This is a genomic window from Streptomyces sp. NBC_00102 (assembly GCF_026343115.1).
Lineage (GTDB): Bacteria > Actinomycetota > Actinomycetes > Streptomycetales > Streptomycetaceae > Streptomyces.
Genome location: NZ_JAPEMC010000001.1, coordinates 5,342,077 through 5,368,500 on the forward strand (window position 1 = coordinate 5,342,077; position 26,424 = coordinate 5,368,500).

25 protein-coding genes and 5 tRNA genes are annotated in these 26,424 nt (G+C 71.3%); 20 read left to right on the plus strand and 10 right to left on the minus strand.

Translation table 11 applies throughout. The features are described from left to right. Positions 1-51 precede the first annotated feature (51 nt). The 4 genes from OHA55_RS23820 to OHA55_RS23835 all read right to left on the minus strand — a co-directional run bounded on the left by OHA55_RS23820 (position 52) and on the right by OHA55_RS23835 (position 5,523). Entirely contained in the window at positions 52-633 is a 582-nt protein-coding gene (locus tag OHA55_RS23820; protein ID WP_266709547.1) for an ATP/GTP-binding protein, read from the minus strand. After that, positions 614-1,021: a DUF742 domain-containing protein gene (locus OHA55_RS23825; RefSeq protein ID WP_266709549.1), complete on the minus strand. Its 408-nt coding sequence runs from the start codon at positions 1,019-1,021 to the stop codon at positions 614-616. Before OHA55_RS23825 ends, OHA55_RS23820 begins: the two co-directional genes overlap by 20 nt. A 134-nt stretch (positions 1,022-1,155) precedes the next feature. After that, positions 1,156-1,569, minus strand: coding sequence for a roadblock/LC7 domain-containing protein (locus tag OHA55_RS23830; protein ID WP_323180487.1), 414 nt, complete (start codon positions 1,567-1,569; stop codon positions 1,156-1,158). Positions 1,570-1,578: 9 nt separating this feature from the next. Beyond that, positions 1,579-5,523, minus strand: a complete 3,945-nt coding sequence (locus tag OHA55_RS23835) for a nitrate- and nitrite sensing domain-containing protein (RefSeq protein WP_266709553.1) — start codon at positions 5,521-5,523, stop codon at positions 1,579-1,581. A gap of 580 nt (positions 5,524-6,103) precedes the next feature. Here OHA55_RS23835 and OHA55_RS23840 point away from each other — a divergent pair. The 9 genes from OHA55_RS23840 to OHA55_RS23880 all read left to right on the plus strand — a co-directional run bounded on the left by OHA55_RS23840 (position 6,104) and on the right by OHA55_RS23880 (position 10,137). Then, positions 6,104-6,268, plus strand: coding sequence for a hypothetical protein (locus tag OHA55_RS23840; protein ID WP_266709555.1), 165 nt, complete (start codon positions 6,104-6,106; stop codon positions 6,266-6,268). 152 nt (positions 6,269-6,420) lie between these two features. After that, entirely contained in the window at positions 6,421-7,206 is a 786-nt protein-coding gene (locus OHA55_RS23845) for a fumarylacetoacetate hydrolase family protein (RefSeq protein ID WP_266709557.1), read from the plus strand. Further along, the gene (gene gltX / locus OHA55_RS23850) at positions 7,199-8,674 is read left to right on the plus strand and encodes a glutamate--tRNA ligase (protein WP_266709559.1); all 1,476 of its coding nucleotides are present in this window, start codon (positions 7,199-7,201) and stop codon (positions 8,672-8,674) included. The genes OHA55_RS23845 and gltX overlap by 8 nt, the downstream gene beginning before the upstream one ends. Positions 8,675-8,826: 152 nt before the next feature. Then, positions 8,827-9,543, plus strand: a complete 717-nt coding sequence (locus OHA55_RS23855; RefSeq protein ID WP_266709561.1) for an HAD family hydrolase — start codon at positions 8,827-8,829, stop codon at positions 9,541-9,543. A gap of 85 nt (positions 9,544-9,628) precedes the next feature. Then, positions 9,629-9,700, plus strand: a tRNA-Gln gene (locus tag OHA55_RS23860). Between the two features lie 36 nt (positions 9,701-9,736). Then, positions 9,737-9,809, plus strand: a tRNA-Glu gene (locus OHA55_RS23865). Positions 9,810-9,871: 62 nt separating this feature from the next. Further along, positions 9,872-9,944 (plus strand) — tRNA-Glu (locus OHA55_RS23870). A 12-nt stretch (positions 9,945-9,956) separates the two neighbouring features. Then, positions 9,957-10,028: transfer RNA gene (locus tag OHA55_RS23875), tRNA-Gln, on the plus strand. Positions 10,029-10,064: 36 nt separating this feature from the next. After that, positions 10,065-10,137: transfer RNA gene (locus tag OHA55_RS23880), tRNA-Glu, on the plus strand. Positions 10,138-10,494: 357 nt separating this feature from the next. Here the strand turns inward: OHA55_RS23880 and ndgR are convergent. Further along, positions 10,495-11,208: an IclR family transcriptional regulator NdgR gene (gene ndgR / locus OHA55_RS23885; RefSeq protein WP_266709563.1), complete on the minus strand. Its 714-nt coding sequence runs from the start codon at positions 11,206-11,208 to the stop codon at positions 10,495-10,497. 191 nt (positions 11,209-11,399) lie between these two features. Here ndgR and leuC point away from each other — a divergent pair, with 191 nt between their 5' ends. The 4 genes from leuC to OHA55_RS23905 all read left to right on the plus strand — a co-directional run bounded on the left by leuC (position 11,400) and on the right by OHA55_RS23905 (position 14,551). Then, positions 11,400-12,824 (plus strand): 3-isopropylmalate dehydratase large subunit, encoded by a 1,425-nt coding sequence (gene leuC / locus OHA55_RS23890; protein ID WP_266709564.1) that lies wholly within the window; start codon positions 11,400-11,402, stop codon positions 12,822-12,824. A 5-nt stretch (positions 12,825-12,829) separates the two neighbouring features. Further along, complete coding sequence (leuD, locus tag OHA55_RS23895) at positions 12,830-13,423, plus strand: 3-isopropylmalate dehydratase small subunit (protein ID WP_266709566.1); 594 nt, start codon at positions 12,830-12,832, stop codon at positions 13,421-13,423. Between the two features lie 103 nt (positions 13,424-13,526). Continuing rightward, entirely contained in the window at positions 13,527-13,754 is a 228-nt protein-coding gene (locus tag OHA55_RS23900; protein ID WP_266709568.1) for a hypothetical protein, read from the plus strand. A 143-nt stretch (positions 13,755-13,897) separates the two neighbouring features. After that, the gene (locus tag OHA55_RS23905; RefSeq protein WP_266709570.1) at positions 13,898-14,551 is read left to right on the plus strand and encodes an HU family DNA-binding protein; all 654 of its coding nucleotides are present in this window, start codon (positions 13,898-13,900) and stop codon (positions 14,549-14,551) included. A 153-nt stretch (positions 14,552-14,704) separates the two neighbouring features. On the opposite strand, the gene OHA55_RS23910 is transcribed toward OHA55_RS23905, so the two are convergent. Together OHA55_RS23910 and cofC are read right to left on the minus strand one after the other, a co-directional pair. Continuing rightward, a complete protein-coding gene (locus tag OHA55_RS23910) occupies positions 14,705-14,908 on the minus strand; it encodes a hypothetical protein (protein ID WP_266709572.1) in 204 nt (67 codons plus the stop codon). 10 nt (positions 14,909-14,918) lie between these two features. Then, positions 14,919-15,614, minus strand: coding sequence for a 2-phospho-L-lactate guanylyltransferase (cofC, locus tag OHA55_RS23915; RefSeq protein WP_266711097.1), 696 nt, complete (start codon positions 15,612-15,614; stop codon positions 14,919-14,921). A 201-nt stretch (positions 15,615-15,815) separates the two neighbouring features. On the opposite strand from cofC, the gene OHA55_RS23920 reads away from it, so the two are divergent. The 3 genes from OHA55_RS23920 to OHA55_RS23930 are packed head-to-tail and all read left to right on the plus strand — an operon-like array spanning position 15,816 to position 18,786. Continuing rightward, on the plus strand, positions 15,816-16,568 hold the full coding sequence (locus tag OHA55_RS23920; protein WP_266709574.1) for a 1-acyl-sn-glycerol-3-phosphate acyltransferase: 753 nt from the start codon (positions 15,816-15,818) through the stop codon (positions 16,566-16,568). Continuing rightward, on the plus strand, positions 16,565-17,575 hold the full coding sequence (locus OHA55_RS23925) for an NAD(P)H-dependent glycerol-3-phosphate dehydrogenase (protein WP_266709576.1): 1,011 nt from the start codon (positions 16,565-16,567) through the stop codon (positions 17,573-17,575). The genes OHA55_RS23920 and OHA55_RS23925 overlap by 4 nt, the downstream gene beginning before the upstream one ends. 35 nt (positions 17,576-17,610) lie before the next feature. Beyond that, positions 17,611-18,786 carry a D-alanine--D-alanine ligase family protein gene (locus tag OHA55_RS23930; protein ID WP_266709578.1) on the plus strand — a complete coding sequence of 392 codons (1,176 nt, stop codon included), beginning with the start codon at positions 17,611-17,613 and terminating at the stop codon, positions 18,784-18,786. A gap of 96 nt (positions 18,787-18,882) precedes the next feature. On the opposite strand, the gene OHA55_RS23935 is transcribed toward OHA55_RS23930, so the two are convergent. Together OHA55_RS23935 and OHA55_RS23940 are read right to left on the minus strand one after the other, a co-directional pair. After that, complete coding sequence (locus tag OHA55_RS23935; RefSeq protein WP_266709580.1) at positions 18,883-19,365, minus strand: DUF3515 domain-containing protein; 483 nt, start codon at positions 19,363-19,365, stop codon at positions 18,883-18,885. A 20-nt stretch (positions 19,366-19,385) separates the two neighbouring features. Further along, complete coding sequence (locus OHA55_RS23940) at positions 19,386-19,619, minus strand: Lrp/AsnC ligand binding domain-containing protein (protein ID WP_266709582.1); 234 nt, start codon at positions 19,617-19,619, stop codon at positions 19,386-19,388. Positions 19,620-19,925: 306 nt separating this feature from the next. Between OHA55_RS23940 and OHA55_RS23945 the strand changes: the two genes are divergently transcribed. Beyond that, positions 19,926-20,897 carry a thiamine-phosphate kinase gene (locus OHA55_RS23945; RefSeq protein ID WP_266709584.1) on the plus strand — a complete coding sequence of 324 codons (972 nt, stop codon included), beginning with the start codon at positions 19,926-19,928 and terminating at the stop codon, positions 20,895-20,897. Positions 20,898-20,960: 63 nt separating this feature from the next. Next, a complete protein-coding gene (gene thiD, locus OHA55_RS23950; protein WP_266709586.1) occupies positions 20,961-21,767 on the plus strand; it encodes a bifunctional hydroxymethylpyrimidine kinase/phosphomethylpyrimidine kinase in 807 nt (268 codons plus the stop codon). Positions 21,768-21,906: 139 nt separating this feature from the next. On the opposite strand, the gene rpmB is transcribed toward thiD, so the two are convergent. Beyond that, the gene (rpmB, locus tag OHA55_RS23955) at positions 21,907-22,092 is read right to left on the minus strand and encodes a 50S ribosomal protein L28 (RefSeq protein ID WP_030928661.1); all 186 of its coding nucleotides are present in this window, start codon (positions 22,090-22,092) and stop codon (positions 21,907-21,909) included. Between the two features lie 258 nt (positions 22,093-22,350). Between rpmB and OHA55_RS23960 the strand changes: the two genes are divergently transcribed. Beyond that, positions 22,351-24,033: a DAK2 domain-containing protein gene (locus OHA55_RS23960; protein WP_266709588.1), complete on the plus strand. Its 1,683-nt coding sequence runs from the start codon at positions 22,351-22,353 to the stop codon at positions 24,031-24,033. 104 nt (positions 24,034-24,137) lie between these two features. After that, a complete protein-coding gene (recG, locus tag OHA55_RS23965) occupies positions 24,138-26,420 on the plus strand; it encodes an ATP-dependent DNA helicase RecG (protein WP_266709590.1) in 2,283 nt (760 codons plus the stop codon). Positions 26,421-26,424: the final 4 nt, after the last annotated feature.

Sequence of the window (26,424 nt, forward strand, 5' to 3'; positions counted from 1 at the left end):
GCCACCCCCGCGTGACTACGGCAACTTGCCTATGCCAATACCGACTTATGCCTACTTCAGCCGGGCCATGAGGGCGTGCTCGACAAGGGTGATGAGCGCGCTCTTGGCGTCCGAGCGGTGGCGGGCGTCGGTGGTGAGGATCGGGGTGTCGGGTCCGATCTGGAGTGCTTCGCGTACTTCGTCGGGGGTGTACGGCTGGTGTCCGTCGAAGCCGTTGAGGGCGATGACGAAGGGGAGGCCGCTGTTCTCGAAGTAGTCGACGGCGGGGAAGCAGTCGGCGAGGCGGCGGGTGTCGACCAGGACGACGGCGCCGATGGCGCCGCGTACGAGGTCGTCCCACATGAACCAGAAGCGGTCCTGTCCGGGGGTGCCGAACAGGTACAGGATCAGGTCCTGGTCCAGGGTGATGCGTCCGAAGTCCATGGCCACCGTGGTGGTGGTCTTGTCTCCGGTGTGGGTCAGGTCGTCGATGCCCGCCGAGGCGGACGTCATCACGGCTTCGGTGCGCAGCGGACTGATCTCCGAAACGGCACCGACAAACGTGGTCTTACCCACGCCGAAGCCCCCCGCCACCACGATCTTCGCGGACGTGGTGGAGCGGGCCGTACCGCCGCTAGAGCTTGCGAAGTCCACTGAGCACCCTTTCGAGCAGTGTCACATCCGGCGTTCCGCCGGCCTCTCCGTTGCCCGGCTGGTGGATGGCCACCATGCCGGCTTCCGCCAGGTCCGCGACCAGGATCCGGGCCACACCGAGCGGCATGGACAGCAGAGCCGAAACCTCGGCCACCGACTTGACCTCGCGGCAGAGGTGGCAGATCCGCTGGTGCTCGGGCAGCAGCGTTCCCAGGTGCGCGGGGTCGGCCGTCGTACTGACCAACGCCTCGATGGCGAGCTGGTAACGCGGTCGCGTCCTTCCGCCGGTCATGGCGTACGGACGAACCAGCGGCTGATCGCCTTCCCCGTCGTACGACGCGTGGTGCAGAGCGCCGTACGGATCGGGTGAGGCGGGTGGCGGGGTCATGAATCCTCCGGGCGTGACAGCGACGTGTCTACTCGCCGTCTGCAAGGGGCCGGTGGGGGCGGTGAGCGGCCGGACGAGTGAGGGTGGTGGGCAGTACCTGAGGAGATCCCGAGGGATTTCCACTGCGTGGCCGCCTAGTGGAGCAGACTGCCTTGGAGCTCGGCGCGCAGGTCGGGCGTGAGGACGGTGCCGGCACGGTCGACCAGCAGAGCCATCTCGTACCCCACGAGGCCGATGTCGGCCTCCGGGTGCGCGAGAACGGCCAGCGACGATCCGTCCGAGACGGACATCAGGAACAGGAAGCCGCGCTCCATCTCCACCACGGTCTGGCTGACGGCACCACCCTCGAAAATGCGGGAGGCGCCGGCGGTCAGCGAGGTGAGCCCGGAGGCGACCGCGGCCAGTTGGTCGGCGCGGTCGCGCGGGAATCCTTCGGACATGGCCAGCAGGAGTCCGTCGGCGGAGACCACCACCGTGTGCGACACCCCGGGGGTGTTGTCCACGAAATTGGTGATCAGCCAGTTCAGATTCTGCGCGGCCTGACTCATGGGGCTCAACTAACGCTCCTGCTGGTGAGTGGGGCCGAGTTGGAAGCTGCCGATCGACTGGCTGTTCGCCTGCCGACCCTGCTGGATGCCCCGGCGGAGATTGGTCAGACGCCCGCGCACGTCGTCGGGCGCACGAGAAACCTGAGGTCCGGTCTGGTGATTCTGCTGCTGAGCGGTACCAGGAACCAAATTGGCACGCGGAACCCGCCGGGGAAGCCCCGAAGTGGTGACACCGCCGGCAGCCGGCTTCTTGACCCGCTCGGCCTGGCGTACGAGTTCGTCGTTGGGCGAAGCCCGCCACGGGCCGGCCGGAGTCGCGTCACCGGAGGACCGACGCGGAGCGGCCGGGGCCGCCAGGCCGTCCGACGGTGAAGGAGCCGCCGCCTCGGCCGGCCGCCCGCCCTGCTGCGGACCGTGGAACCAGTTGGTCTCCAGCGTGTCGTACAACGGGGTGCGGCCGTCGCCCGGACCGGCCGGCGGCAGCGCCTCGGGCGCGGGCCGGCGCGGCGGCAGCGAGCGCTGCGGCGGCTCGGCGGCCGGACGCGGTACACCCTGCTCGTTGCCGTACTGGCGCGGAGCGGGCAGTCCCTGGTCCGGAGCCCCGAAGTCGGGACGGGCGAACTGGGCGGTGCCCGCGGGGTCCTGCGACTGCGGGACGTGCGGCGCCGAGAAGTCCGGGCGCGCGAACTCCGAGGTGGAGCCCGGTCCCTGGCGGTCGTCGCCGGGAGTGCGCCGATTCAGCGGGGAGTTGAAGTTCCGGTTCGGGACGGGTCCCGCCGGAGCGGCGAACTGGCCCGTGGACTCGGCCTCTTCGTGCCCGCGGGGCGCGTCGGCCGGACCGCGGCGCTGAGCGCCCCGGTCCTCCACGCCCCAGGTGGTGGTCTGCGGGTGCTGCGGCTGCGGGTTGCCCCCGGGCAGCTCGGCACGCGGGCCACCGGGTGGCGGCAGCTGACGGCCCGGGCCGCCGGGCTGCTGGAACCCGAGCTGACCCGGACCCCCCTGACCCTGGCCGGCCATGCCCTGGCCGCGCTGGTCCTGACCGCGCTGGTCCTGACCGTACTGGTCCTGACCGTACTGGGGCGGGTTGGCCTGGTTCTGGCCACCCGGGCCGAACTGGTTCTGACCGCCCTGACCGCCCTGACCGCCCTGACCGAACTGGCCGGGCTGCCCCTGACCGGTCTGACCGGCCTGGCCGAACTGGCCGAACTGGCCGTTCGGGTTGCCCTGGCCGTTCGGGCTGCCCTGCGCCGGCCACTGCTGCTGGCCGTTGGCGCCGCCGAACACGTCCTGCCGTACGGGGCGGTCGCCCTGCTCCGGCCGGCCCATCGGGGCCTGCTGCCCCATGGGTGCCTGAGCTCCCATCGGGGCCGTGGCGTTGTGCCCGAAGAGGTTCGGCTGGTCCTGCTCCGGAACGCTCTGCGGACCGCGGGCGCCCAGCCGGGCGCCGCCGCCCTGCCGCTGGGGCTCGGACCGCCCGAAGTCCTGCGGTCCCTGAGGTGCCTGCGGGCGACCCGCCTGCGGGCCTCCCTGCGGGACGGAAGGCTGCCGCTGGGGCCCGCCGGCCTGCGGTCCGCCCTGCGGACCGGGCTGCTGGGGACCGCGCGCAGCGGCGTCGCGCGACGGGAGCGCCGCACGCGGACCCGAGCCCGCGCCGACCTGACCGCGCGCGGGCGCGGCGCCCGGGAGCCCCTTGGCACCGGCCGGCGAACCGCCGAGACCGGCGCGCGGGGCACCGGAGCCGCCGGCGAGCAGACCGCCGGGAGCCTGCTGCTGGCCCGGGCCCTGCTTGGACGGGGGCTGCTTGCCGCCGTGCGCGACGTCCACCGGCAGCATGACGAGCGCCGTGGTTCCGCCGGAGTCGGAGGGCCGCAGCTGGATACGGATGCCGTGACGCAGGGACAGCCGGCCGACCACGAACAGACCCATGCGGCGGGAGACCGACACGTCCACGGTGGGTGGCGAGGCGAGCCGCTCGTTGATCGCCGCGAGGTCCTCGGGCGACAGGCCGATACCGGTGTCGTGGATCTCGACGAGCACCCGGCCGTCCGGCAGGGCGTGACCGGTGACCCGGACCTTCGTCTGCGGGGAGGAGAACGACGTGGCGTTCTCCAGCAGCTCGGCGAGGAGGTGCACGAGGTCGTTGACGACCCGGCCGGCCACTTCGGTGGCGGGCACCGCGGCCAGTTCGATGCGCTCGTACTGCTCCACCTCGGAGGCGGCGGCGCGGAGCACGTCGACCAGCGGGACGGGGCGGGTCCAGCGGCGGCCCGGTTCCTCACCGGCGAGGACGAGGAGGTTCTCGCCGTTCCGGCGCATACGGGTCGCGAGGTGGTCGAGCTTGAAGAGCGAGGACAGCTGGTCCGGGTCGGCCTCGCGGGACTCCAGCTCGGAGATGAGCGAGAGCTGACGCTGGATGAGGCCCTGGCTGCGGCGCGAGAGGTTGGTGAACATCGCGTTGACGTTCCCTCGCAGGAGCGCCTGTTCGGCGGCGAGGCGGACGGCCTCGCGGTGCACGTCGTCGAAGGCCGCGGCCACCTGGCCGATCTCGTCGCGGGAGTGGACACCGACGGACTCGACGGAGGTGTCGACGTCCTGCGGGTCGGTCTCGGAGAGCTGGCGGACGAGCTCGGGCAGCCGGTCCTGGGCGACCCGGGTCGCGGTGTCCTGGAGGCGGCGCAGCGAGCGGATCATGGACCGCGCGACGACGAAGGCGCCGACGAGGGAGACGCCGAGCACCAGCAGGATGATGGCACCGTTGAGGATCGCCTCGCGCTGGGAGGCCTCGCGCAGCTCGCGCGCCTTGCCCTCCATGTCGCTGAGGAGCGTCGCCTCGATGGTCTCCATCGCCTGGATCTTCGTGGAGCTCTGGTCGTACCAGTCGAGGTACGACCGCGACTTGTGGCCGTCGATGCCGACCGTGGTGTCGAGCACCTGCTTGGCGTAGGTGTCGGCCGCCTGGATCTCGGGGTTGCCGCTGCTCAGCGGCGCGGTGAGGTCGGAGGCGCTGTTGCCGGTGGTGGCGTAGATGGTCTCGAAGGAGTTCATCGCCAGGCTCTCCTTGCGGAGGGCGTTGCGACCGAACTGCTGGTCGTTGGCGCTGAGATGGGGCTTGGTGCTGTTTCCGCCCGGCAGCGCGGCGGCGATGATCGCCCGCTGGACCGAGGCGTACTCCTTGGCGGAGGAGAAGGCCGCCAGCGCACGGGTGCGCTTGATCATCTCCGGGCTGGAGGTCGCCTGCGCCATGTCCTGCGAGAGGCTCAGCAGCGAGGTGATCAACTGGCTGTACTGGTCGATCGTGTTGACGCTCGGAGTGCCCTTGGCGTACGCGGTCTTGCGGATGTCGCGGATCTGCCCGAGCTGCGTCGCGATCATGTTGACGCTGGCGTGGATGCCTTCGAGCGCCTCGTCGTTCTGGGTGTCCCCGATGGCCATGGTGGCGTCGAGGAAGGCGTCCTTGGCCCGGTCCGTCTTCTTCCGGGGTTCGGTGACCTTGTAGTTGGTCGCCTTCACGCCGTTGGAGAGCGGTCCCGCCGACTCGTCGCGCTCTACCTGCAGGGCCTGAGCCAGCGCGGTGGCCTGCTTGGTCATCTGCGTCAGCAGCTGCATGTGCTCCAGCTGCTGCATGTCGTTCATGGACTCGTTGATGCGGAGTCCGCCCAACGACGTGGCGGCGACCACGGGGAGCGCCAGGAGGGAGACCAGGCGGGTGCTGATGCGCCAGTTACGCAGGGCTACGCGTGAGCCCGTACTGACGGGGTCACGGGGTTTTGCGACCGCCGCCTGTTCGGCGTCCTCGGTCGTGGTGGAACCCGGGCGCGCGGTCTGCTCCGCGCCGTCGTCGGCGCCTGCCGACCCGGGGTTCTGGGCGTGCTGGGGCGAGGAACCGCGGTCGGTCCCGCCGCGCGGCTCCTGTTCCGCCGGAGCGCTGCCATCCCTCTTGAAACGTCCCTGCACTAGCGTCGCAACCTCTGGACCAGGCGTCCCTCCGCATACGCGGCGGTGACGGTGTCGGCGTCGTGGGGCACTGGACGCGCCCCATGGTGGTCGATGAACGACCGGCGTTCTTTAACCCCCTCCGCCGCCACTCGGCGCTGCGTTGCGCCCCTGCGCGCCGGTCTCTACCCGCGGCGGTGCGTGGAATTTCAGCACAGTGCCGGACCTCCAACAAGGCCCGTGGGTTCCCCACGGGCAGGCGTCACCAAGTGTGATGGTCGCGTGACCAGCCGTGCAGCGTGTTCATGCGGAAAGTGGATCATTACGGACAGGGCGACCGGACGAGTGTGGTGTCCCAGTCCTGATGATCAGGAGCGGAATAGAGCATTCAGCTATGCAATGTCCGTTTCCTCTTGCGTGATCATCATTCCGATATGCGGCATTTGGGGGGTCGTTCGTGAGCAAACTCACACGATGATCGCCGTCTCATCCGGGGCTCGGCCGGGAATCCGATGTTTAGCCTGACGCTTTACTGGGATGGCGAAACCCGACAACTGGGCGCACCCCAGGGCGCGCCCTCGGCGAAAGGTCCGAACGGCAGATGACCACGACCCAGTACCGCAGCCTCGCCAACCCCCGGCGCACCACTCTGGCCCACCTCCCGGACGCTTCCACGCTGCGCCGCGCCGAGCTGCCCGAGCAGCCCGAAGGCACCGCCGCACTCCCCACGCAGACGGCCAACCCGCGCCGCACCGTCCTCAGGTAGTTCCCCGGCAGGTGCCGGCCGTCCCTCCCCGCCGTTCCTCCGGGGAGGCGGCCGCGGCCGTCCGCCGGGCACTCCCGGGTCCCCGCACGGTGAGGCGATAGCCTGGAGCGTCAGTCTTCAGCCAGCCAGCAAGTGAGGGGCGACAGCATCCCGTGCGCATCGCCAGGTTCTCCATCGACGGCAATGTCGCCTTCGGCGCCGTCGAGGGTGAGGGCACCGTGGAATCCGGTGGCCTCGTCCTCGACATCATCAAGGGCATTCCGTACGCCGACTTCGAGCTCTCCGGTACCAAGGTCCCGCTGAACAAGGTCAGGCTCCTGCCCCCCGTGCTCCCCAACAAGGTCGTGGCCATCGGCCGCAACTACGCGGAGCACGCCGCCGAACTGGGCAACGAGGTCCCGGACGTCCCGGTCGCCTTCTTCAAGCCCACCACCTCGGTGATCGGTTCCGGCGACGCCATCGAGTACCCCTCCTTCTCGAACGAGGTCCACCACGAGGCCGAACTGGCCGTGGTGATCGGCCGGATGTGCCGCGAGGTCCCCCGCGAGCGCGTCAAGGACGTCGTCTTCGGCTACACCTGCGCCAACGACGTCACCGCCCGTGACGCGCAGAAGCGCGAGAAGCAGTGGGCCCGGGCCAAGGGTTTCGACACCTCCTGCCCGCTCGGCCCCTGGGTGGAGACCGACCTGGACCCGTCCGACCTGGCCATCCAGGCGACGGTCAACGGCGAACAGCGCCAGCTCGGCCGTACGAGCGAGATGATCCGCTCCATCGAGGACCTGATCGTCCACATCACCGAGGCGATGACGCTCCTCCCCGGCGACGTCATCCTCACCGGAACCCCCGCGGGGGTCGGCCCCCTGCACGTCGGCGACGAGGTCGCCGTCACCATCGAAGGCATCGGCACTCTCACCAACAAGGTGATCAAGCGTGGTTAACGGATCTTCCCCCCGTGTCCGGTTCTGTCCCTCCCCGACCGGCAACCCCCACGTGGGCCTGGTCCGGACGGCTCTCTTCAACTGGGCCTTCGCCCGGCACAACGAGGGCTCGCTGGTCTTCCGCATCGAGGACACCGACGCGGCGCGCGACTCGGAGGAGTCGTACCAGCAGCTGCTCGACTCGATGCGCTGGCTCGGCTTCGACTGGGACGAGGGCCCCGAGGTCGGCGGCCCGCACGCCCCGTACCGGCAGTCGCAGCGGATGGACATCTACCGTGACGTCGCCGAGAAGCTGAAGGCCGGCGGGTACGCGTACGACTGCTACTGCACCACCGAGGAGCTCGACGCCCGCCGCGACGCCGCCCGCGCCGCCGGCAAACCGTCCGGGTACGACGGCCACTGCCGCGACCTCACCGCCGAGCAGGTGGCGGCGTACGAGGCCGAGGGCCGCGCGCACATCGTGCGTTTCCGGATGCCCGACGTGCCGCAGACCTTCACCGACCTGGTGCGCGGCGAGCTGACCTTCCAGCCGGAGAACGTGCCGGACTACGGCATCGTCCGCGCCAACGGCGCCCCGCTCTACACGCTGGTCAACCCGGTCGACGACGCGCTGATGGAGATCACCCACGTCCTGCGCGGCGAGGACCTGCTCTCCTCCACCCCCCGCCAGCTCGCCCTGTACGCGGCCCTCACCGAGCTGGGCATCGCCAAGGCGACCCCGGTCTTCGGCCACCTCCCCTACGTCATGGGCGAGGGCAACAAGAAGCTCTCCAAGCGTGACCCGCAGGCGTCGCTCAACCTCTACCGCGAGCGCGGCTTCCTCCCCGAGGGGCTGCTCAACTACCTCTCGCTGCTGGGCTGGTCGATCGCAGAGGACCGCGACATCTTCTCGGTCGAGGAGATGGTGGCGGCCTTCGACATCGCGGACGTCAACGCCAACCCGGCCCGCTTCGACCTCAAGAAGGCCGAGCACGTCAACGCCGAGCACATCCGCCGGCTCGACGTGAAGGACTTCACCGACGCGTGCGGTCCCTGGCTGGTGGCGCCGTACGCGAACTGGGCCCCCGAGGCGTTCGACGCGGACAAGTTCGCCGAGATCGCGCCGCACGCCCAGACCCGGGTGACCGTCCTCTCCGACATCACCGCCAACGTCGACTTCCTCTTCCTCGACGAGCCGGTCCAGGACGAGGCGTCCTGGACCAAGGCGATGAAGGAGGGCTCCGACGCCCTGCTCACCACCGCCCGCGCCAACCTGGCCGGCGCGGAGTGGAACGCCGAGGCGCTGAAGAGCGCCGTCCTCGCGGCGGGCGAGGCCCACGGCCTCAAGCTCGGCAAGGCCCAGGCCCCGGTGCGCGTCGCCGTCACCGGCCGCACGGTCGGCCTGCCGCTCTTCGAGTCCATGGAGATCCTGGGCCGTGAGAAGACCCTCTCCCGGGTCGACGCGGCCCTCGCCAGGCTCACCGCGTAGCGCGGCGCCGTACGCACGTCCCGAGGGGCGGACCGCCGGAATCCCGGCGGTCCGCCCCTCGGGCGTTCCCGGAGGCCCCCGGGGCCGTTTCCGGCCGGGCGGGGGTGCTTCCGGAGGGGGCGGGTCCGGGCGGGAGCCCTTAGCGTGGCCGTATGCCGATTCGCGCCGTGCTCTGGGACATCGACGACACGCTTTTCGACTACTCCGGCGCCGACCGGCAGGCCATGGCGCGGATGCTGGAGCTGGAGGGGCTGCCAGGCGGGCACACCACGCCCGACGAGGCGCTGGATGAATGGCGGGCGATCACCGGACGCCAGTGGGAGCGCTTCGCCGCGGGGGAGACGGACTACGAGGGGCAGCGCAGGGACCGGGTGCGGGAGTTCCTGGCGCGGGACCTGGCGGACGCGGAGGCCGACGCGTGGTTCGGGCGGCACGCGGTCCACTACGAGGCCGCCTGGAGCCTGTTCCCGGACGTGCTCCCGGTCCTCGACCTGCTGGACGGCTACCGCCACGGCGCGCTGTCGAACGCCGGCGCGCTCGTGCAGGACCGCAAGCTGATCGCGCTCGGCGTCCGGCACCGGTTCGAGGCGCTGCTGTGCGCCGTGGAGCTGGGTGTCTCCAAGCCCGATCCCGGCGCCTTCCACGCCGCCTGCGCGACGCTCGCGCTGGAACCGCACGAGGTCGCGTACGTCGGGGACGAGCCGGACATCGACGCCGCGGGCGCGGTCGCGGCCGGACTCACCGGGATCTGGCTGGACCGCCGGGGACTCGGCGGAAGGGCCGATCTCGTGCGGATCACGAGCCTCCACCAGCTGCCCGCGCTGCTGGCCGGCGATACCCGTTTTGGAGCGCCGGACACCTTCGGGTAATGTTCTTTCTGCGCCGCCCGAGCGGGACGAAAAGTCCGGCGGGGAAGCGCAGACAGAAACAAGACCCGCAGGGGTTGCGTTTCAGTGGGCTATGGTGTAATTGGCAACACTACGGTTTCTGGTACCGTCATTCTAGGTTCGAGTCCTGGTAGCCCAGCGCAAGTCCCGAAGTCCCCTGGACTTCGTGTAACAAGCCCCCGTTGTGTAGCGGCCTAGCACGCTGCCCTCTCACGGCAGTAGCGCCGGTTCGAATCCGGTCGGGGGTACAGATCCTTCCCGCGGGAACAATCCGGGTCGCACCCGATGTTCTTGATGCAGGATCGCTAGGGCCCCCGTTGTGTAGCGGCCTAGCACGCTGCCCTCTCACGGCAGTAGCGCCGGTTCGAATCCGGTCGGGGGTACGTATCACACCATGGGCTATGGTGTAATTGGCAACACTACGGTTTCTGGTACCGTCATTCTAGGTTCGAGTCCTGGTAGCCCAGCGCAAGTCCCGAAGTCCCCTGGACTTCGTGTAACAAGCCCCCGTTGTGTAGCGGCCTAGCACGCTGCCCTCTCACGGCAGTAGCGCCGGTTCGAATCCGGTCGGGGGTACAACTCAGCAGTAGAGAACGGCCCTTCACTTCGGTGGAGGGCCGTTTTCGTGCGCCAGGGCCGCAGTTCACGCCGGTCCGCGCCGCGAGGCGCGGACCGGGCCGAGAGGATTCCCGAGCCCGGCCCCATCTCCCCTCCCGCGCCCGCCGGTTCGGGCCGGCCGTGCCCACGTGCCCTCCGTGCTGCCCGTCCGCTGCCCGCCCCGAGGGGTTCCGTCCCTGGAGCCGGACATGAAAAAGGCCGCCACGACGCTGGGGCGGCCAGTACGAACAAGAGCGGTAACGCGAGCAAGGGCGGTGGCGGTAAAAGCGGGAGAGGAGACGGGGGCACGGGTGGAGGAGCGGGTGCCGGAGCCGGTCAGCCGCGGCGCAGCGCGTCGCTGAGTCGCGCGGCCGAGTCGATGACCGCCTGGGCGTGCATCCGGCCGGGGTGGCGGGTCAGCCGCTCGATCGGACCGGAGATGGAGACCGCGGCCACCACCCGGTTCGACGGCCCGCGCACCGGCGCGGAGACCGACGCGACGCCCGGCTCGCGCTCACCGATCGACTGGGCCCATCCCCTGCGGCGTACCCCGGAGAGGGCCGTAGCCGTGAACCGGGCGCCCTGGAGGCCCCGGTGGAGGCGCTCGGGCTCCTCCCAGGCCATCAGGATCTGCGCGGAGGAGCCCGCCTTCATGGTGAGCGTGGAGCCGACCGGCACGGTGTCCCTGAGCCCGGAGAGCCGCTCCGCCGCGGCGACACAGATGCGCATGTCGCCCTGGCGGCGGTAGAGCTGCGCGCTCTCGCCGGTGATGTCCCGGAGGTGGGTGAGTACGGGTCCGGCCGTCGCCAGGAGGCGGTCCTCGCCGGCCGCCGCGGCGAGCTCGGCGAGCCGCGGGCCGAGAATGAACCGGCCCTGCATGTCCCGGGCCACCAGGCGGTGGTGTTCGAGTGCCACAGCCAGTCGGTGGGCCGTGGGGCGAGCGAGACCGGTCGCCGCGACCAGCCCGGCGAGGGTGGCCGGACCGGACTCCAGAGCGCTCAGTACGAGTGCAGCCTTGTCGAGAACGCCGACGCCGCTAGAGTTGTCCATACGACGATATTCGCGTCTCACTCTGTGAAACGCAAGTTCAATTTTCTCCGGAAGTTGCGAACCTGTACCGGCGGCCGCACGACGGCCCGTAGCCGCCGCCCCGATCGGGGGAGCCGTCCCGCACGGGACCGGGACGGTGGCGCACCGAATCTCTAGTTGGGCCGGCGAAGACGCCGGTCGGAGGGAAAGCGATGGGTAGGACACTCGCGGAGAAGGTCTGGGACGACCACGTCGTCCGGCGCGCAGAGGGCGAGCCCGACCTCCTCTACATCGATCTGCACCTGCTGCACGAGGTGACCAGCCCGCAGGCCTTCGACGGTCTGCGGCAGGCCGGACGCCCGGTGCGGCGCCTCGACCTCACCATCGCCACTGAGGATCACAACACCCCGACCCTCGACATCGACAAGCCGATCGCCGACCCGGTGTCCCGCGCCCAGCTGGAGACCCTGCGCAAGAACTGCGCGGAGTTCGGCGTCCGGCTGCACCCGCTCGGCGACGTCGAGCAGGGTGTCGTGCACGTGGTCGGCCCCCAGCTGGGTCTGACCCAGCCGGGCATGACCGTCGTCTGCGGCGACTCCCACACCTCGACCCACGGAGCCTTCGGCGGACTGGCGTTCGGCATCGGCACCAGCCAGGTCGAGCACGTGCTGGCCACCCAGACGCTGCCGATGGCCCGCCCGAAGACGATGGCCATCACCATCGACGGCGACCTCCCCGCGGACGTCACGGCCAAGGACCTCATCCTGGCGGTCATCGCCCGGATCGGCACCGGCGGCGGCCAGGGGTACATCCTCGAATACCGCGGCTCCGCCATCGAGAAGCTCTCGATGGAAGCCCGGATGACCATCTGCAACATGTCGATCGAGGCCGGCGCCCGCGCGGGCATGATCGCCCCGGACGAGACGACCTTCGCGTACCTGAAGGGCCGCGCCCACGCACCCGTGGGCGAGGACTGGGACGCCGCCGTCGCGTACTGGAAGACCCTGCGCAGCGACGACGACGCCGTCTTCGACGCCGAGGTCGTCTTCGAGGCCGCCTCGCTCGCCCCGTTCGTCACCTGGGGCACCAACCCCGGTCAGGGCGCTCCGCTCTCCGCGAACGTCCCCGACCCGGCTTCGTACGAAGACGCCTCGGAGCGGCTGGCCGCCGAAAAGGCCCTGGAGTACATGGGGTTGACCGCGGGGCAGCCGCTCCGCGAGATCGGTGTGGACACCGTCTTCGTGGGTTCCTGCACCAACGGCCGCATCGAGGACCTGCGCAACGCCGCGGCGATCCTGGAGGGCCGCAAAGTCGCCGACGGCGTACGGATGCTGGTCGTCCCCGGCTCGGTCCGGGTCGCCCTGCAGGCGGTCTCCGAGGGCCTGGACAAGGTCTTCACCGAGGCCGGTGCCGAATGGCGCCACGCGGGCTGCTCGATGTGCCTCGGCATGAACCCGGACCAGCTGGCCCCCGGCGAGCGCTCCGCGTCCACCTCGAACCGCAACTTCGAGGGCCGGCAGGGCAAGGGCGGCCGGACGCACCTGGTCTCCCCGCAGGTCGCCGCCGCCACCGCGGTGCTCGGCCACCTGGCCTCGCCCGCCGACCTGTCCGACGACCGCACGCCTGCCGGAGTCTGAGAACCATGGAAGCTTTCACCACGCACACCGGCCGGGCCGTCCCGCTGCGCCGCAGCAACGTCGACACCGACCAGATCATCCCCGCGCACTGGCTGAAGAAGGTCACCCGCGACGGGTTCGAGGACGGCCTCTTCGAAGCCTGGCGCAAGGACGAGAACTTCGTCCTCAACCGCCCCGAACGCCAGGGTGCCTCGGTCCTGGTGGCCGGCCCCGACTTCGGTACCGGCTCCTCCCGCGAGCACGCCGTCTGGGCCCTGCAGAACTACGGTTTCAAGACCGTGATCTCGGCCCGCTTCGCCGACATCTTCCGCGGCAACTCGCTGAAGAACGGCCTGTTGACCGTGGTTCTCGACCAGGCGGTCGTGGACGCGCTGTGGGACCTGACCGAGGCCGACCCCACCGCCGACATCACCGTCGACCTGGAGGCCCGCCAGGTCCGGGCCGAGGGCATCGAGGCGGCCTTCGAGCTGGACGAGAACGCCCGCTGGCGTCTGCTGAACGGGCTGGACGACATCAGCCTCACCCTTCAGAACGAAGCGGACATCGCGGCATATGAGGTGGCAAGGCCGACCTTCAAGCCGCGTACAATTGAGGTCTGAGCAGCGCTTTTCCAGACTGCGCCCCCTGCCTTCGGGCAGGGGGCGCAGTCGCTTGTTGAGACCCTGTCGGGCGACAACTCGCCTCAGATGGCACAATCGGTGCATGGGAGGCGACAACCAACTCAAGCTCTATGGTCAAGTCGCCGACCAATTGAAGGAAGCGCACGGAAGGGTGCGCGCACTGCAAGTCCCGGAGGGCGTACGGATGGCGCTGTCCCGGAAGCTGTTGGCCGTCACGGCGACGGCGAAGCACGATCTCTCAGGCGCGGCAAGGCGCCTGGACCGGTTGATGAAGGACCTCGATGAGGGCCGATTCCCCGAAGGTGACTGACTCCGCGGAAGTCCGCATCAGTCGACTTCGTTGCGGCACTAGGGTGATTAGCCCGTTTCGTGTTTGATTTGCGGTATATATCTGCCTAACGTGCGAAAACGCTTGAACACTTTCGTTCTGGCAATGTCTCCGAAGGGGAAGACGTGAACAAGGCACAGCTCGTAGAAGCGATTGCCGAGAAGGTCGGCGGCCGTCAGCAGGCCGCGGACGCGGTGGACGCGGTTCTGGACGCGATCGTCCGCGCCGTCGTGGCCGGAGACCGTGTCTCGGTCACCGGTTTCGGCTCGTTCGAGAAGGTCGACCGCCCGGCGCGGTACGCCCGCAACCCGCAGACCGGCGAGCGCGTCCGGGTCAAGAAGACCTCGGTGCCCCGCTTCCGCGCGGGTCAGGGCTTCAAGGACCTGGTGAGCGGCTCCAAGAAGCTCCCCAAGAACGACGTGGCCGTGAAGAAGGCTCCCAAGGGCAGCCTCTCGGGCGGTGCTTCCACCCGTACGACCACCAAGGCCGCGGCCAAGAAGGCCACCGCCCGCAAGGCGGCGACGGCGCGGAAGACCACCGCCGCCACGACGGCGGCGAAGAAGACCACCGCCACGCCCGCGAAGAAGGCGACCACCGCCGCAGCCGCGAAGAAGACCACGGCTGCCGCCAAGAAGGCTGCCACGCCGGCGAAGAAGACCGCGGCCGTCGCGAAGAAGACGGCCCCGGCCAAGAAGGCCACCGCCAAGAAGGCGCCCGCCAAGAAGACCACGGCGCGCACCACCACGGCCAAGAAGGCTGCCACCGCTCGCAAGAAGTGAGACCGAGCACCCGCTCGCTCTCGCACGACGCGCCGGGCCGGGTTCCCCTCGGGGAGCCCGGCCCGCGGGCTGTCCGGGAGTTCCGGGCCGGTACGGCCGAACGGACGGGCGGAGCAGCGCCCAAGGGGCCCACAGGGCCCGCCCGGGGGCAGTTCAGAAGGTCTGCAGGGTCACCAGGTCGATCCGGAGCGAGGCGCCCTCGCCCGAACCCTCGATCCGCACCCGCTGGCCCGGGCGGAGCAGCCGCAGGCCGCCCGCGTCGAAGGCGGCGGCGGTGAAGTCCACCGGGGTGCCGTCGTCGAGCAGCACACTGCCGCTGCGGGTCTCGGAGTCGTACGTGTACGCGGTCGCCTGCATGGGCCGCAGCCTATCGCCCGGTGGGAGCGGGGCCCGCTGACCGGGGGACGGCCCCCAGCCGCACGGTGTCGCGCAGTTCCGCCGTCCGCGGCCCCACGCCCAGGGTCAGCGCCACCCGCAGATCGTCCCCGGTGTCCACGTCCCGGCGGACCGAATCCAGTCCGGCGGCCGGCACCTCCCGCGCACCCGACGCGAGGTGGCGCTCGCGCGAGGGTCCGCCGAAAGCCGGCCGCAATTCCACTCCGGGTGCCGCCGAGAGAAATGTCGTTCCGATTCCCGCGGCATCCGAAAGGAATGCCCGGGGGAATCCGGATGAGAATTCGAGAACCTGCGACAATTCCGAGGCGCGCAGCGCGGGGAGATCCGCGTTGAGTGCCGCGACCGCGGCGGACGGCCGTACGGCGCGCACCAGACCCGCGCCGTACGCGAGCGCCGCGTTGAGACCCGCGGCCGGAAAGTCGGGTACGACACGGGCTCCCAGCGCCGCCAGGGAGTCCCCTGCCACCGTGTCGTCCGTGACGACCACCACATCCCGAACGTCCGGGCAGGAGAGCGCCGCCGCGACCGTGTCCTCGGCGAAGGCCAGGGCGAGTCGGGGCCGCAGTCCTTCGCCCAGCGCGTCCCGCAGCCTGCTCTTGGCGTACGCCAGTGGCTTCAACGGGACGACCAGGGACCAGCGGCCGACCGGGTCGGTGTTCGTGGCGATCTCCCCCTCGTGAACGGTGGCGGTGTCCCGGGACACCGCCAGGCCCCCATTCTGGCCCGTCGGGTACGACGGCCTGCAGGTCCGGTCCTGGGAGCGGGGCGTACGGTGTTCTCGACAGAGCAGGGGCCTGGGGCGGGACATGACCGTCCGTGGCCGAGCAGCAGGTCAGGTCCGAGAGAAACCCATGTGAAAGGGGTCCGAGTGTCCCGCCGCAGAATCGGCTTCTGGTACCGCCTGGCGGCGGTCATCGCCAAGCCGCCACTGTTGCTTCTCTTCAAGCGCGAGTGGCGGGGGATGGAGAACATTCCGGCCGACGGCGGGTTCATCACGGCCGTCAACCACAACTCCTACGTGGACCCGCTCTCGTACGGGCACTTCCAGTACAACACCGGCCGGGTGCCGAGGTTCCTGGCGAAAGCGGCCCTCTTCCGGGCCCCGTTCGTCGGCATGATGCTGCGCGGCACCGGCCAGATCCCCGTGTACCGCGAGACCACCGACGCGTTGAACGCCTTCCGCGCCGCCGTGGCCGCGATCGAGAACGGCGAGTGCGTCGCCTTCTACCCCGAGGGCACTCTCACCCGCGACCCCGACATGTGGCCGATGAACGGCAAGACCGGCGCCGCCCGCGTGGCCCTGATGACCCGGGCGCCCGTCGTCCCGGTCGCCCAGTGGGGCGCGAACCTCGCGATGCCGCCGTACGCCAAGGAGAACAAGTACCGGTTCTTCCCCCGGAAGACCCTCCAGGTACAGGCCGGACCCCCCGTCGACCTCAGCCGCTTCTACGACGCCGAGCCGACGCCCGAGGTACTGCGCCAGGTCACCGAGGTGATCATGGCCGCGATCACCGAGCAACTGGAGACCGTGCGCGGCGAGAAGGCTCCCGCCGAGCCGTACGACCACCGCAAGGCCCGCGCCGAGCAGCGCCGCGCGGCCGAAGAGAAGGGCTCCCAGTGACCGAACCGCGCAAAGTCGCCGTCTTCGGGGCGGGCTCCTGGGGCACCGCCTTCGCCGTGATCCTGGGCGACGCGGGCTGCGACGTCACCGTCTGGGCCCGCCGTGCCGAGGTCGCCGAGTCCATCAACACCACCCGGACCAACCCCGGCTACCTTCCCGGCGCCGAACTGCCCACGTCCGTCCGGGCCACCACCGATCCCGCCGAGGCGCTGCGCGGCGCCGAGTTCGCGGTGCTGGTGGTGCCCTCCCAGACGCTGCGCGCCAACCTCGCCGAGTGGGCCCCCCACCTGGAGCCGGACACCGTCCTCGTCTCGCTGATGAAGGGCGTCGAACTCGGTTCCGCCAAGCTGATGAGCGAGGTGATCGCGGACGTGACGAAGGTCTCCGCCGACCGCATCGCCGTCGTCACCGGCCCCAACCTCGCCGGGGAGATCGCCGCACGGCGTCCCGCCGCGGCCGTCGTGGCCTGCCGGGACGAGTCGGTGGCCCAGCGGCTCCAGGCCGTCTGCCACACCCCGTACTTCCGCCCGTACACCAACACCGACGTCGTCGGCTGCGAACTCGGCGGCGCCGTCAAGAACGTCATCGGTCTCGCGGTCGGCATCGCCGACGGCATGGGACTCGGCGACAACGCCAAGGGCTCGCTCATCACCCGCGGGCTCGCCGAGACCACCCGGCTGGGTCTCGCCATGGGCGCCGACCCGTTGACGTTCTCCGGACTCGCGGGCCTCGGGGACCTGGTGGCGACCTGCTCCTCGCCGCTCTCGCGCAACCACGGCTTCGGCACCAACCTCGGCCGGGGCATGACGCTCCAGGAAGCGATCGCCGCCACCAGCCAGACCGCGGAAGGCGTCAAGTCCTGCGAATCGGTGCTCGATCTGGCCCGCCGGCACGGAGTCGACATGCCGATCACGGAGACGGTCGTCGAGATCGTCCACGAGGGCAAGCCGCCCGCCGTCGCGGTCAAGGAACTGATGTCGCGGAGCGCCAAGCCCGAGCGGCGCTGACTCCGTCCGGTACCAGCAGGTACGCTCATCGCGATATGAGCAGCGAGAACCTCCCCCAGAGCCCTGAGCGTCCCGAGAGCCCTGAGCAGCAGCGCCGTAAGCCGCGTGTGGCTGTCGTGTTCGGCGGACGCAGCTCCGAACACGGCATCTCGGTCGTCACGGCCGGCGCCGTCATGAAGGCCATCGACCGGTCCGTCTACGACGTCCTGCCGATCGGCATCACCAAGGACGGCCGCTGGGCACTGACCGGTGACGACCCGGCCCGCATGGCCATCACCGACCGGCAGGTGCCCGACGTGGACGCGCTCGCCGAGTCGGAGAAGGGCGGCGTGGTTCTCTCCGTGGACCCGGGCAGCCGCGAAGTCGTCCTCAACGAGCCCGGATCGGTGCCCCGGGCGCTCGGCGAGGTGGACGTCGTCTTCCCCGTGCTGCACGGCCCGTACGGCGAGGACGGCACCCTCCAGGGCCTCCTGGAACTCTCCGGCGTCCCCTACGTCGGCGCGGGCGTCCTCGCCTCCGCCGTCGGCCAGGACAAGGAGTACATGAAGCGGGTCTTCATCTCCTTCGGGCTCCCCGTCGGCCCGTACCTGGTCGTCCGCCCCCGCGAATGGGAGAACGACCCCTCCGCCGCCCGCAAGAGGATCGTCGACTTCGCCGGCGAGCACGGCTGGCCGCTCTTCGTGAAGCCCGCGCGCGGCGGCTCGTCGGTGGGCATCAGCAAGGTCGACGACATCGGCGGCCTGGAGGCCGCGATCGAGGAGGCCCGCCGCCACGACCCGAAGTTCCTCGTCGAGTCGCTGCTGAGCGGACGCGAGATCGAGTGCGGGGTGCTGGAGTTCGAGGACGGCCCGCGCGCCAGCGTGCCGGCCGAGATCCCGCCGGTCACCGCGCACGACTTCTACGACTTCGAGGCCAAGTACATCGACGCGGCCGACGCCCTGGTGCCCGCCCCGCTCACCCCGGAGCAGACCGCCGAGGTCCAGCGGCTCGCCGTCGACGCCTTCGAGTCCGTCTCCTGCGAGGGCCTGGTGCGCGCCGACTTCTTCCTCACCGACGACGGCGAGTTCGTCATCAACGAGATCAACACCCTGCCCGGATTCACGCCCATCTCGATGTTCCCGAGGATGTGGCAGGAGAGCGGCGTCGGCTACCCGGAGCTGGTCGACCGGCTGATCCAGGCGGCCCTGACCCGTTCCACCGGCCTGCGCTGAGACCCGCCGCTCCCGCCGGCCGGCCGGACCCGCCGGCGGGAGCGCGGTTCGCGGGAGGGCGGACGGGGGTTCACCGGACGCTGCCGGGACTCCGGTTCAGAGACTGTCGGGCACCGTCTCGCGGACCGCCTTCGCGAACTCGGCGAGCGGGCTGGCGTCGTGGGCGAACTCCGTCCCCAACGTGACCTCGACGTACGCCTTGCGGTACGTCGTCGTGAACCGGGGCCCCTCGTCCGGGCGTTGCTCCAGCAGCCAGTTCACACCGTCCGCGTCGATCCCCTTGGACGCCGCGTCCGCCATGGCGGCGGGCCGGGGAACCCCGCAGCGAAGTACGATCGCCCCGTCCCCCCAGCCGGCGGTCAGCTCCGACTCCGGTGCGGGATCGTCGCGTTCCATCCCGGCCACGGTCTTCGGCAGCGCCTTGTCCAGCGCCGAACAGTACGGGACCGCGTCCCGGGACGGGGTGGGCACCGCGACCGAGGGCTGCGAGCCGCCGGAGCAGCCCGCCGCCAGCAGGAGTGCGGCGGCGGACGGCACGAGGAACGACGGGCGGAGCGACCGGAGGCGGGAAGACGTCACCGGACCAGCGTAGACGGGGGTCAGAGGTGGACTACGGGGCAGGTCAGGGTTCGCGTGATGCCTTCCACCTGCTGGACCCGGGCGACCACCATGCGGCCGATCTCGTCCACCGTCTCGGCCTGGGCACGCACGATCACGTCGTAGGGTCCGGTGACGTCCTCTGCCTGGATCACTCCCGGAAGTTTCGCGATGGTCTCGGCGACGATCGACGCCTTGCCCACCTCGGTCTGAATAAGGATGTACGCCTGTACCACGGAACCTCCAGGGCGGCCACGAGGATCATGTGGGGGAGAGGAACGCCACGTTATCGCGTCGCGGACGGGAGCGGGGAGACCCGGGGACCGGGAGACGTCCGTAGCGTGGCGTACGGGCGACACGAGCCGACGTGTCTTCCGACGTTACAGACAGCGGCGCCCGCCCGCGACCGCGGAGCGGCCCGGCCCGTGCGGGGGACGGGCGCCCCGCACGGAAGCGGCCCCGGGGAGGGCCGCGGCCGGTGCGCGGACACGTCCCAGCAGCCCGCACCGGACGCCGGTGCGACGAACGAGAGGTGACACCCGGTGAAGGGAACCGTGGGTGAGTTGGGGGAGTTCGGGCTCATCAGAGAGCTCACCGCCCGCCTCACCACCACTCCGGCGGTACGGCTGGGGCCCGGCGACGACGCCGCGGTCGTGGCGGCCCCGGACCGCAGGGTCGTGGCCAGTACCGACGTACTGATCGAAGGACGCCACTTCCGCCGCGACTGGTCGACCGCGTACGACGTCGGGCGCAAGGCCGCGGCGCAGAACCTCGCCGACATCGCGGCGATGGGCGCCGTGCCGACCGCGCTGCTCCTCGGCCTCGTCGTACCGGCGAGCCTCCCGGTGACCTGGGCGACCGAACTCATGGACGGGCTCCGCGACGAGTGCCAGGTCGCCGGAGCCGCCGTGGTCGGCGGCGACGTGGTCGGCGGGGACACCATCACCGTCGCGATCACCGCGCTCGGCGATCTCCGCAACCACGAACCGGTCACCCGGTCCGGTGCCCGCCCGGGCGACGTCGTCGCCGTCACCGGCTGGCTCGGCTGGTCCGCCGCCGGATTCGCCGTACTCTCCCGGGGATTCCGCTCGCCCCGCGCCTTCGTCGAGGCCCACCGGCGCCCCGAACCGCCCTACCACGCGGGCCCCGCGGCGGCCGGGCTCGGCGCCACCGCGATGACCGACGTCAGCGACGGACTCGTCGCCGACCTCGGGCACATCGCCGAGGCCAGCAAGGTCCGTATCGACCTGCGCTCCGGACTCATCGACATCCCGTCCCAGATGTCGGACATCGGGCAGGCGGTCGGCGTCGACCCGCTCCAGTGGGTGCTCACCGGCGGAGAGGACCACGCGATCGTGGCGACCTTCCCGCCCGACGTGAAACTGCCCGCCCGCTGGAAGGTGATCGGCGAGGTCCTCAACCCGTCGGCCCTGCCCCAGGTCACCGTCGACGGCGCGCCCTGGACCAGCAGGGGAGGCTGGGACCACTTCGGCGAGGCCGAGGACACCCCGTGAGCCGGTGTCCGGCCGGTGGACCGGCGACCCGTCGGACCACCGGTCCCCAGTAAATTTGCGGGCATGCCGATAACTGCCGCCGTGCCTCCCCGTGTCCTCACCGTCGCCGGATCGGACTCCGGCGGCGGTGCCGGCATCCAGGCCGACCTCAAGACGATGCTGGCGCTCGGCGTGCACGGAATGAGCGTGCTCACCGCCGTGACCGCCCAGAACTCCCTCGGCGTGCAGGGCGCCTGGGAGTTGCCGGCCGAGGCGGTTCGCGCCCAGTACCGCAGCGTCGTCGACGACATCGGCGTCCAGGCGGTGAAGACGGGCATGCTCTCGTCCGCCGCCCTGGTCGAGACGGTCGCCGGACTCCTCGCGGGCACCCGTGCCCCGATCGTCGTCGACCCGGTGGGCGTCTCCAAGCACGGGGACGCGCTGCTCGCCGTCGAGGCCCTGGAAAACGTACGGACCAAACTCCTGCCGCTGGCCACGGTCGCCACCCCGAACCTCGACGAAGTGGCGCAGCTCACGGGCGTGGAGGTGGCCGAGGAGCCTGACATGCGGCGTGCGGCCGCCGCCGTACTCGCCTTCGGCCCCCGCTGGGTGGTGATCAAGGGCGGCCATCTCCCCGGTGAGGCCGTCGACCTGCTCACCGACGGGGACCAGGAACACTGGCTGCGCGCCCCGCGCCACGACAACCGGCACACCCACGGCACCGGCTGCACCCTCGCCTCGGCCATCGCCTGCGGCCTGGCGCGCGGCCAGAACGTGCCCACGGCGGTACGGAACGCGAAGACCTACGTCACCGGGGCGATCGAGGCCGGCTACGCGCTCGGCTCCGGGATCGGCCCGGTCGACCACGGCTGGCGGAGCCGCCGGGCCTGAGGCCGCGGGGGAGGCCCCGGCCCGTCAGGACGCATCCGTCAGGACCGGGGCCTCCCCCCGCGTGGGCACAGCAAAAAGCCGGTCCACCGAGGTGGACCGGCTTTTTGGGCAACCGGAAGGCTGCGCTACGACGGGAACGTCAGCGCGCGACCTTGCCGGCCTTGATGCACGAGGTGCAGACGTTGAGCCGCTTCGGCGTCCGACCGACCACGGCACGCACGCGCTGGATGTTGGGATTCCAGCGACGAGACGTACGGCGGTGCGAGTGCGAAATGTTGTTGCCGAAGCCCGGCCCCTTGCCGCAGACGTCGCAGTTGGCAGCCACGGGTCACTCCAAAGACTTCAGATGCACTTACAGTGAATTCCGGCGCGCCGGAATCAGCGAACTGAAGTGACGGCACCGGAGGAATGGCCCGACTTTCATCGGGCAACCGAAACACCATACAACGGCTGCGTCGGTACAACGAAACTACCATGGTTCGGCCGTCCGCCCTCCCGCCCCCCGCTCCGGGCCACTCCCCGGCTGCCCGGGGTTAACCTGCGGAGCAGCCCGCCGTACACGGCCGCTTCAAGGAGGACCCAGGTGCCGCAGCCCCCCGACGTTTTCGACGCCGTCGCGGTACGCACCTGGTGCTCCCTGGCCCTCGAAGCCCTGGGCCGGGAGCGCGCCGCGATCGACGCGATCAACGTCTACCCGGTCCCCGACGGGGACACCGGAACCAACCTCTTCCTCACCGTGGAGTCCGCGCGGGCCGCCGTCGAGACCGTCTTCGCGGCCCACGCCCGCGTGGACGCGGGACCCGGTTCCGCGGGACCGGCCGCCGCCGACGCGGTACGCGCCATGGCCCACGGGGCGCTCATCGGGGCGCGGGGCAACTCCGGCACCATCCTCGCCCAACTCCTGCGCGGGATGGCGTCCGTGCTCGCGGACGGCGGGGACGCGGACCACCTGGCCCGGGCGCTGGACCACGCCGCCACCGCCGCCCGCCGGGCCGTCGCCCACCCCGTCGAGGGCACCGTCCTCACCGTCGCCACCGCCGCCGCGCGGGCCGCCGGGGCGGCCGGTGCGGCGAGCTCCCTGGCGGCCGTCGCGCGGGCGGCCCACGCGGGCGCCGCCGAGGCGCTGGAGGAGACCCCCGCCCGGCTGCCGGTGCTCGGCCGCGCCGGAGTCGTGGACGCCGGCGGCCAGGGCCTGGTGACCGTGCTGGGGGCGCTGGTGGAGACGGTGACCGGGCAGGCGCCCGTACACGTACCCCGGCAGGCGCCCGAACCGCTCGCCGTACCGGACGGGGGCGCCCCCGCGCACGCGGGCGAGTGCTGCGACCCGGACGAGCGCGGGGGCGGAACCGCGCCCGGCGACGGGCCCGCCTTCGAGGTCATCTACCTGCTGGAGGCCGAGGAAGCCGCGGTGGACCTGCTCCGTGAACGGCTCGACGCCCTCGGCGACTCCCTCGTCGTGGTCGGCGGCGACGGACTCTGGAACGTCCACGTACACGTCGACGACGCGGGCGCCGCCGTGGAGGCCGGCGTGGAGGCCGGACGCCCGCACCGTATCCGCGTCACCCACTTCGGCGCCGCGCGCGCCGCCCCGCGCGCGGAACCCGCCCCGCGCTCCGTCGTCCTGGTCGTGCCCGGCGAGGAACTCCGGGGACTCTGCGAGGAGGCCGGCGCCGTCACCGTCCTCGCGCGCCCCGGCGAGCAGCCCGCCAGCGGCGAACTCGTCGACGCCGTACGCCGGGCCAACGCCCGCGAGGTCGTGCTGCTCCCCAACGACGCGACCCTGCGCCACGTCGCGGCCGTCGCCGCCGAGCAGGTCAGGGCCGACGGCATCCGGGTCGCCGTCGTCCCCACGCGCGCCGTCGTCCAGGGCATCGCCGCCCTGGCCGTGCACGAGCCCGGCCGCAGTTTCGACGAGGACGTCGTCGCCATGACCGCGGCCGCCGGAGCCACCCGCTACGCCGAACTCGCCGTCGCCGAACGGCAGTCATGGACCACGGCCGGCATCTGCCAGGCCGGTGACATCCTCGGCCTGATCGACGGGGACGTGGCCGTCATCGGCGCGGACGTCCCCGGCACCGCCCGTACCGTCCTCGACCGGATGCTCGCGGCCGGCGGGGAACTGGTCACCCTCGTCCTCGGCGAACACGCACCGGACACCCTCGGCGACACGCTGGAGGCGTACGTGCGCGAGGGGCACCTGGCCGTGGACACCACGGTCTACCGGGGCGGACACCCGGGAACCCCGCTGCTGATCGGCGTCGAGTAGCCGCACGCCAGGGCGGCAGCGCCCCGCCCAGGGTGCGGCCGGAGCCCCCGCGCGGACACGCCCCGGGCACTCCGGGCCGACGACTGTCGGTGGCGTGGTGTGCAATGGAACCCGTGTCCGCGCTCGATGAACCCCTCAAGAAGCTGCTCGGCGGAGCCACCGCGAAGGTGATGGCCGAACACCTCGGCCTGCACACCGTCGGCGACCTGCTGCACCACTACCCGCGACGGTACGAGGAGCGGGGACGGCTCACCCCGCTCTCCGACCTCCCGCTGGACGAACACGTCACGGTGGTCGCCCAGGTCGCCGATGCCCGGGTGCTGGGCTTCAACAACGGCCGCGGCAAACGCCTGGAGGTCACCCTCACCGACGGCAGCGGCCGGCTCCAGCTCGTCTTCTTCGGCCACGGGGTGCACAAGCCGCACCAGGAACTCCTCCCCGGCCGACGGGCGATGTTCGCGGGCAAGGTCGGCGTCTTCAACCGCAAGACCCAGCTCGCCCACCCCACGTACCAACTGCTCGACACCGAGGCCGGTTCGGCGGACGGGGAAGCGGGCGTGCGCGAGGCCGTCGACGCCTTCGCCGGACGCCTGCTGCCCCTCTACCCCGCCTGCAAGCAGCTCGACTCCTGGCGCATCGCCAAGGCCGTGGACACCGTGCTGCCCAGCGCCCAGGAGGCCGTCGACCCGCTGCCCGCCGCGCTGCGGGAAGGGCGCGGATTCGTCTCGCTGCCGGAAGCCTTGGTCAAGGTGCACCGGCCGCAGACCAAGGCGGACATCGAGGACGCCAGGGAGCGGCTCAAGTGGGACGAGGCGTTCGTCCTCCAGGTCGCGCTCGCCCGCCGCCGGTACGCCGACACCCAGCTCCCCGCCGTCGCCCGCCGCCCGGCCCCCGACGGGCTGCTCGACGCCTTCGACGCCCGGCTGCCGTTCACCCTCACCGAGGGCCAGACGAAGGTGTCCGCCGAGATCTTCGGCGACCTCGCCACCGAACACCCCATGCACCGGCTGCTCCAGGGCGAGGTCGGCTCCGGCAAGACCATGGTGGCCCTGCGCGCGATGCTCGCCGTCGTGGACAGCGGCGGCCAGGCCGCGATGCTCGCCCCCACCGAGGTGCTCGCCCAGCAGCACCACCGCTCCATCACCGAGATGATGGGCGACCTCGCCGAAGGCGGGATGCTCGGGGGCTCCTCGCTCGGCACGAAGGTCGTCCTGCTCACCGGCTCCATGGGGACGGCGGCCCGCCGCCGGGCGCTGCTGGACCTGACCACCGGCGAGGCCGGACTGGTCATCGGCACCCACGCGCTGATCGAGGACAAGGTCTCCTTCCACGACCTCGGGCTGGTCGTCGTCGACGAGCAGCACCGCTTCGGGGTGGAACAGCGCGACGCCCTGCGCTCCAAGGGCAAGCAGCCGCCCCACCTGCTGGTGATGACCGCCACACCCATCCCGCGCACCGTCGCGATGACGGTCTTCGGCGACCTGGAGACGTCCGTCCTGGACCAGCTCCCCGCCGGGCGCTCGCCGATCGCCACCCACGTGGTGCCCGCCACCGACAAACCGCACTTCCTCGCCCGCGCCTGGGAGCGGGTCCGCGAGGAGGTGGAGGGCGGCCACCAGGCGTACGTCGTCTGCCCCCGGATCGGCGACGACGCCGAGGAGACGGCCGGGGGCAAGGGGGCGGCGAAGGGCTCGAAGTCCGCCGCGAAGTCCCCGGCCGGGGCCGAGGAGCCGGACGGCCCGGACGCGCCGAGCCCCACCGACGGCGACAAGCGGCCGCCGCTCGCCGTGCTCGACATCGCGGCCCGGCTGACCGCCGGACCGCTCGCGGGGCTCCGGATCGAGGTGCTGCACGGCCGGATGAACCCGGACGACAAGGACGACGTGATGCGGCGGTTCGCCGCGGGCCAGGTCGACGTGCTGGTGGCCACCACCGTGATCGAGGTCGGGGTGAACGTCCCCAACGCCACCGCGATGGTGATCATGGACGCGGACCGGTTCGGCGTCTCCCAGCTGCACCAGCTGCGCGGCCGGGTCGGCCGCGGCTCCGCCCCCGGGCTCTGCCTGCTGGTCAGCGAGGCCCACGAGGCGAGCCCGGCCCGCGCCCGGCTCGGAGCGGTCGCCGCCACCCTGGACGGCTTCGAACTCTCCCGGATCGACCTCGAACAGCGCCGCGAGGGCGATGTCCTCGGCCAGGCCCAGTCCGGGGTCCGCTCCTCGCTGCGGATGCTCACCGTCATCGACGACGAGGAGATCATCACCGCCGCACGCGCCGAGGCCACCAGGATCGTCGCCGCAGACCCGGAGCTGACCGGCCACCCGGAGCTGCGGACCGCCCTGGACGCCTTGCTGGACAAGGACCGCGAGGAGTTCCTCGACAAGGGGTGACCAC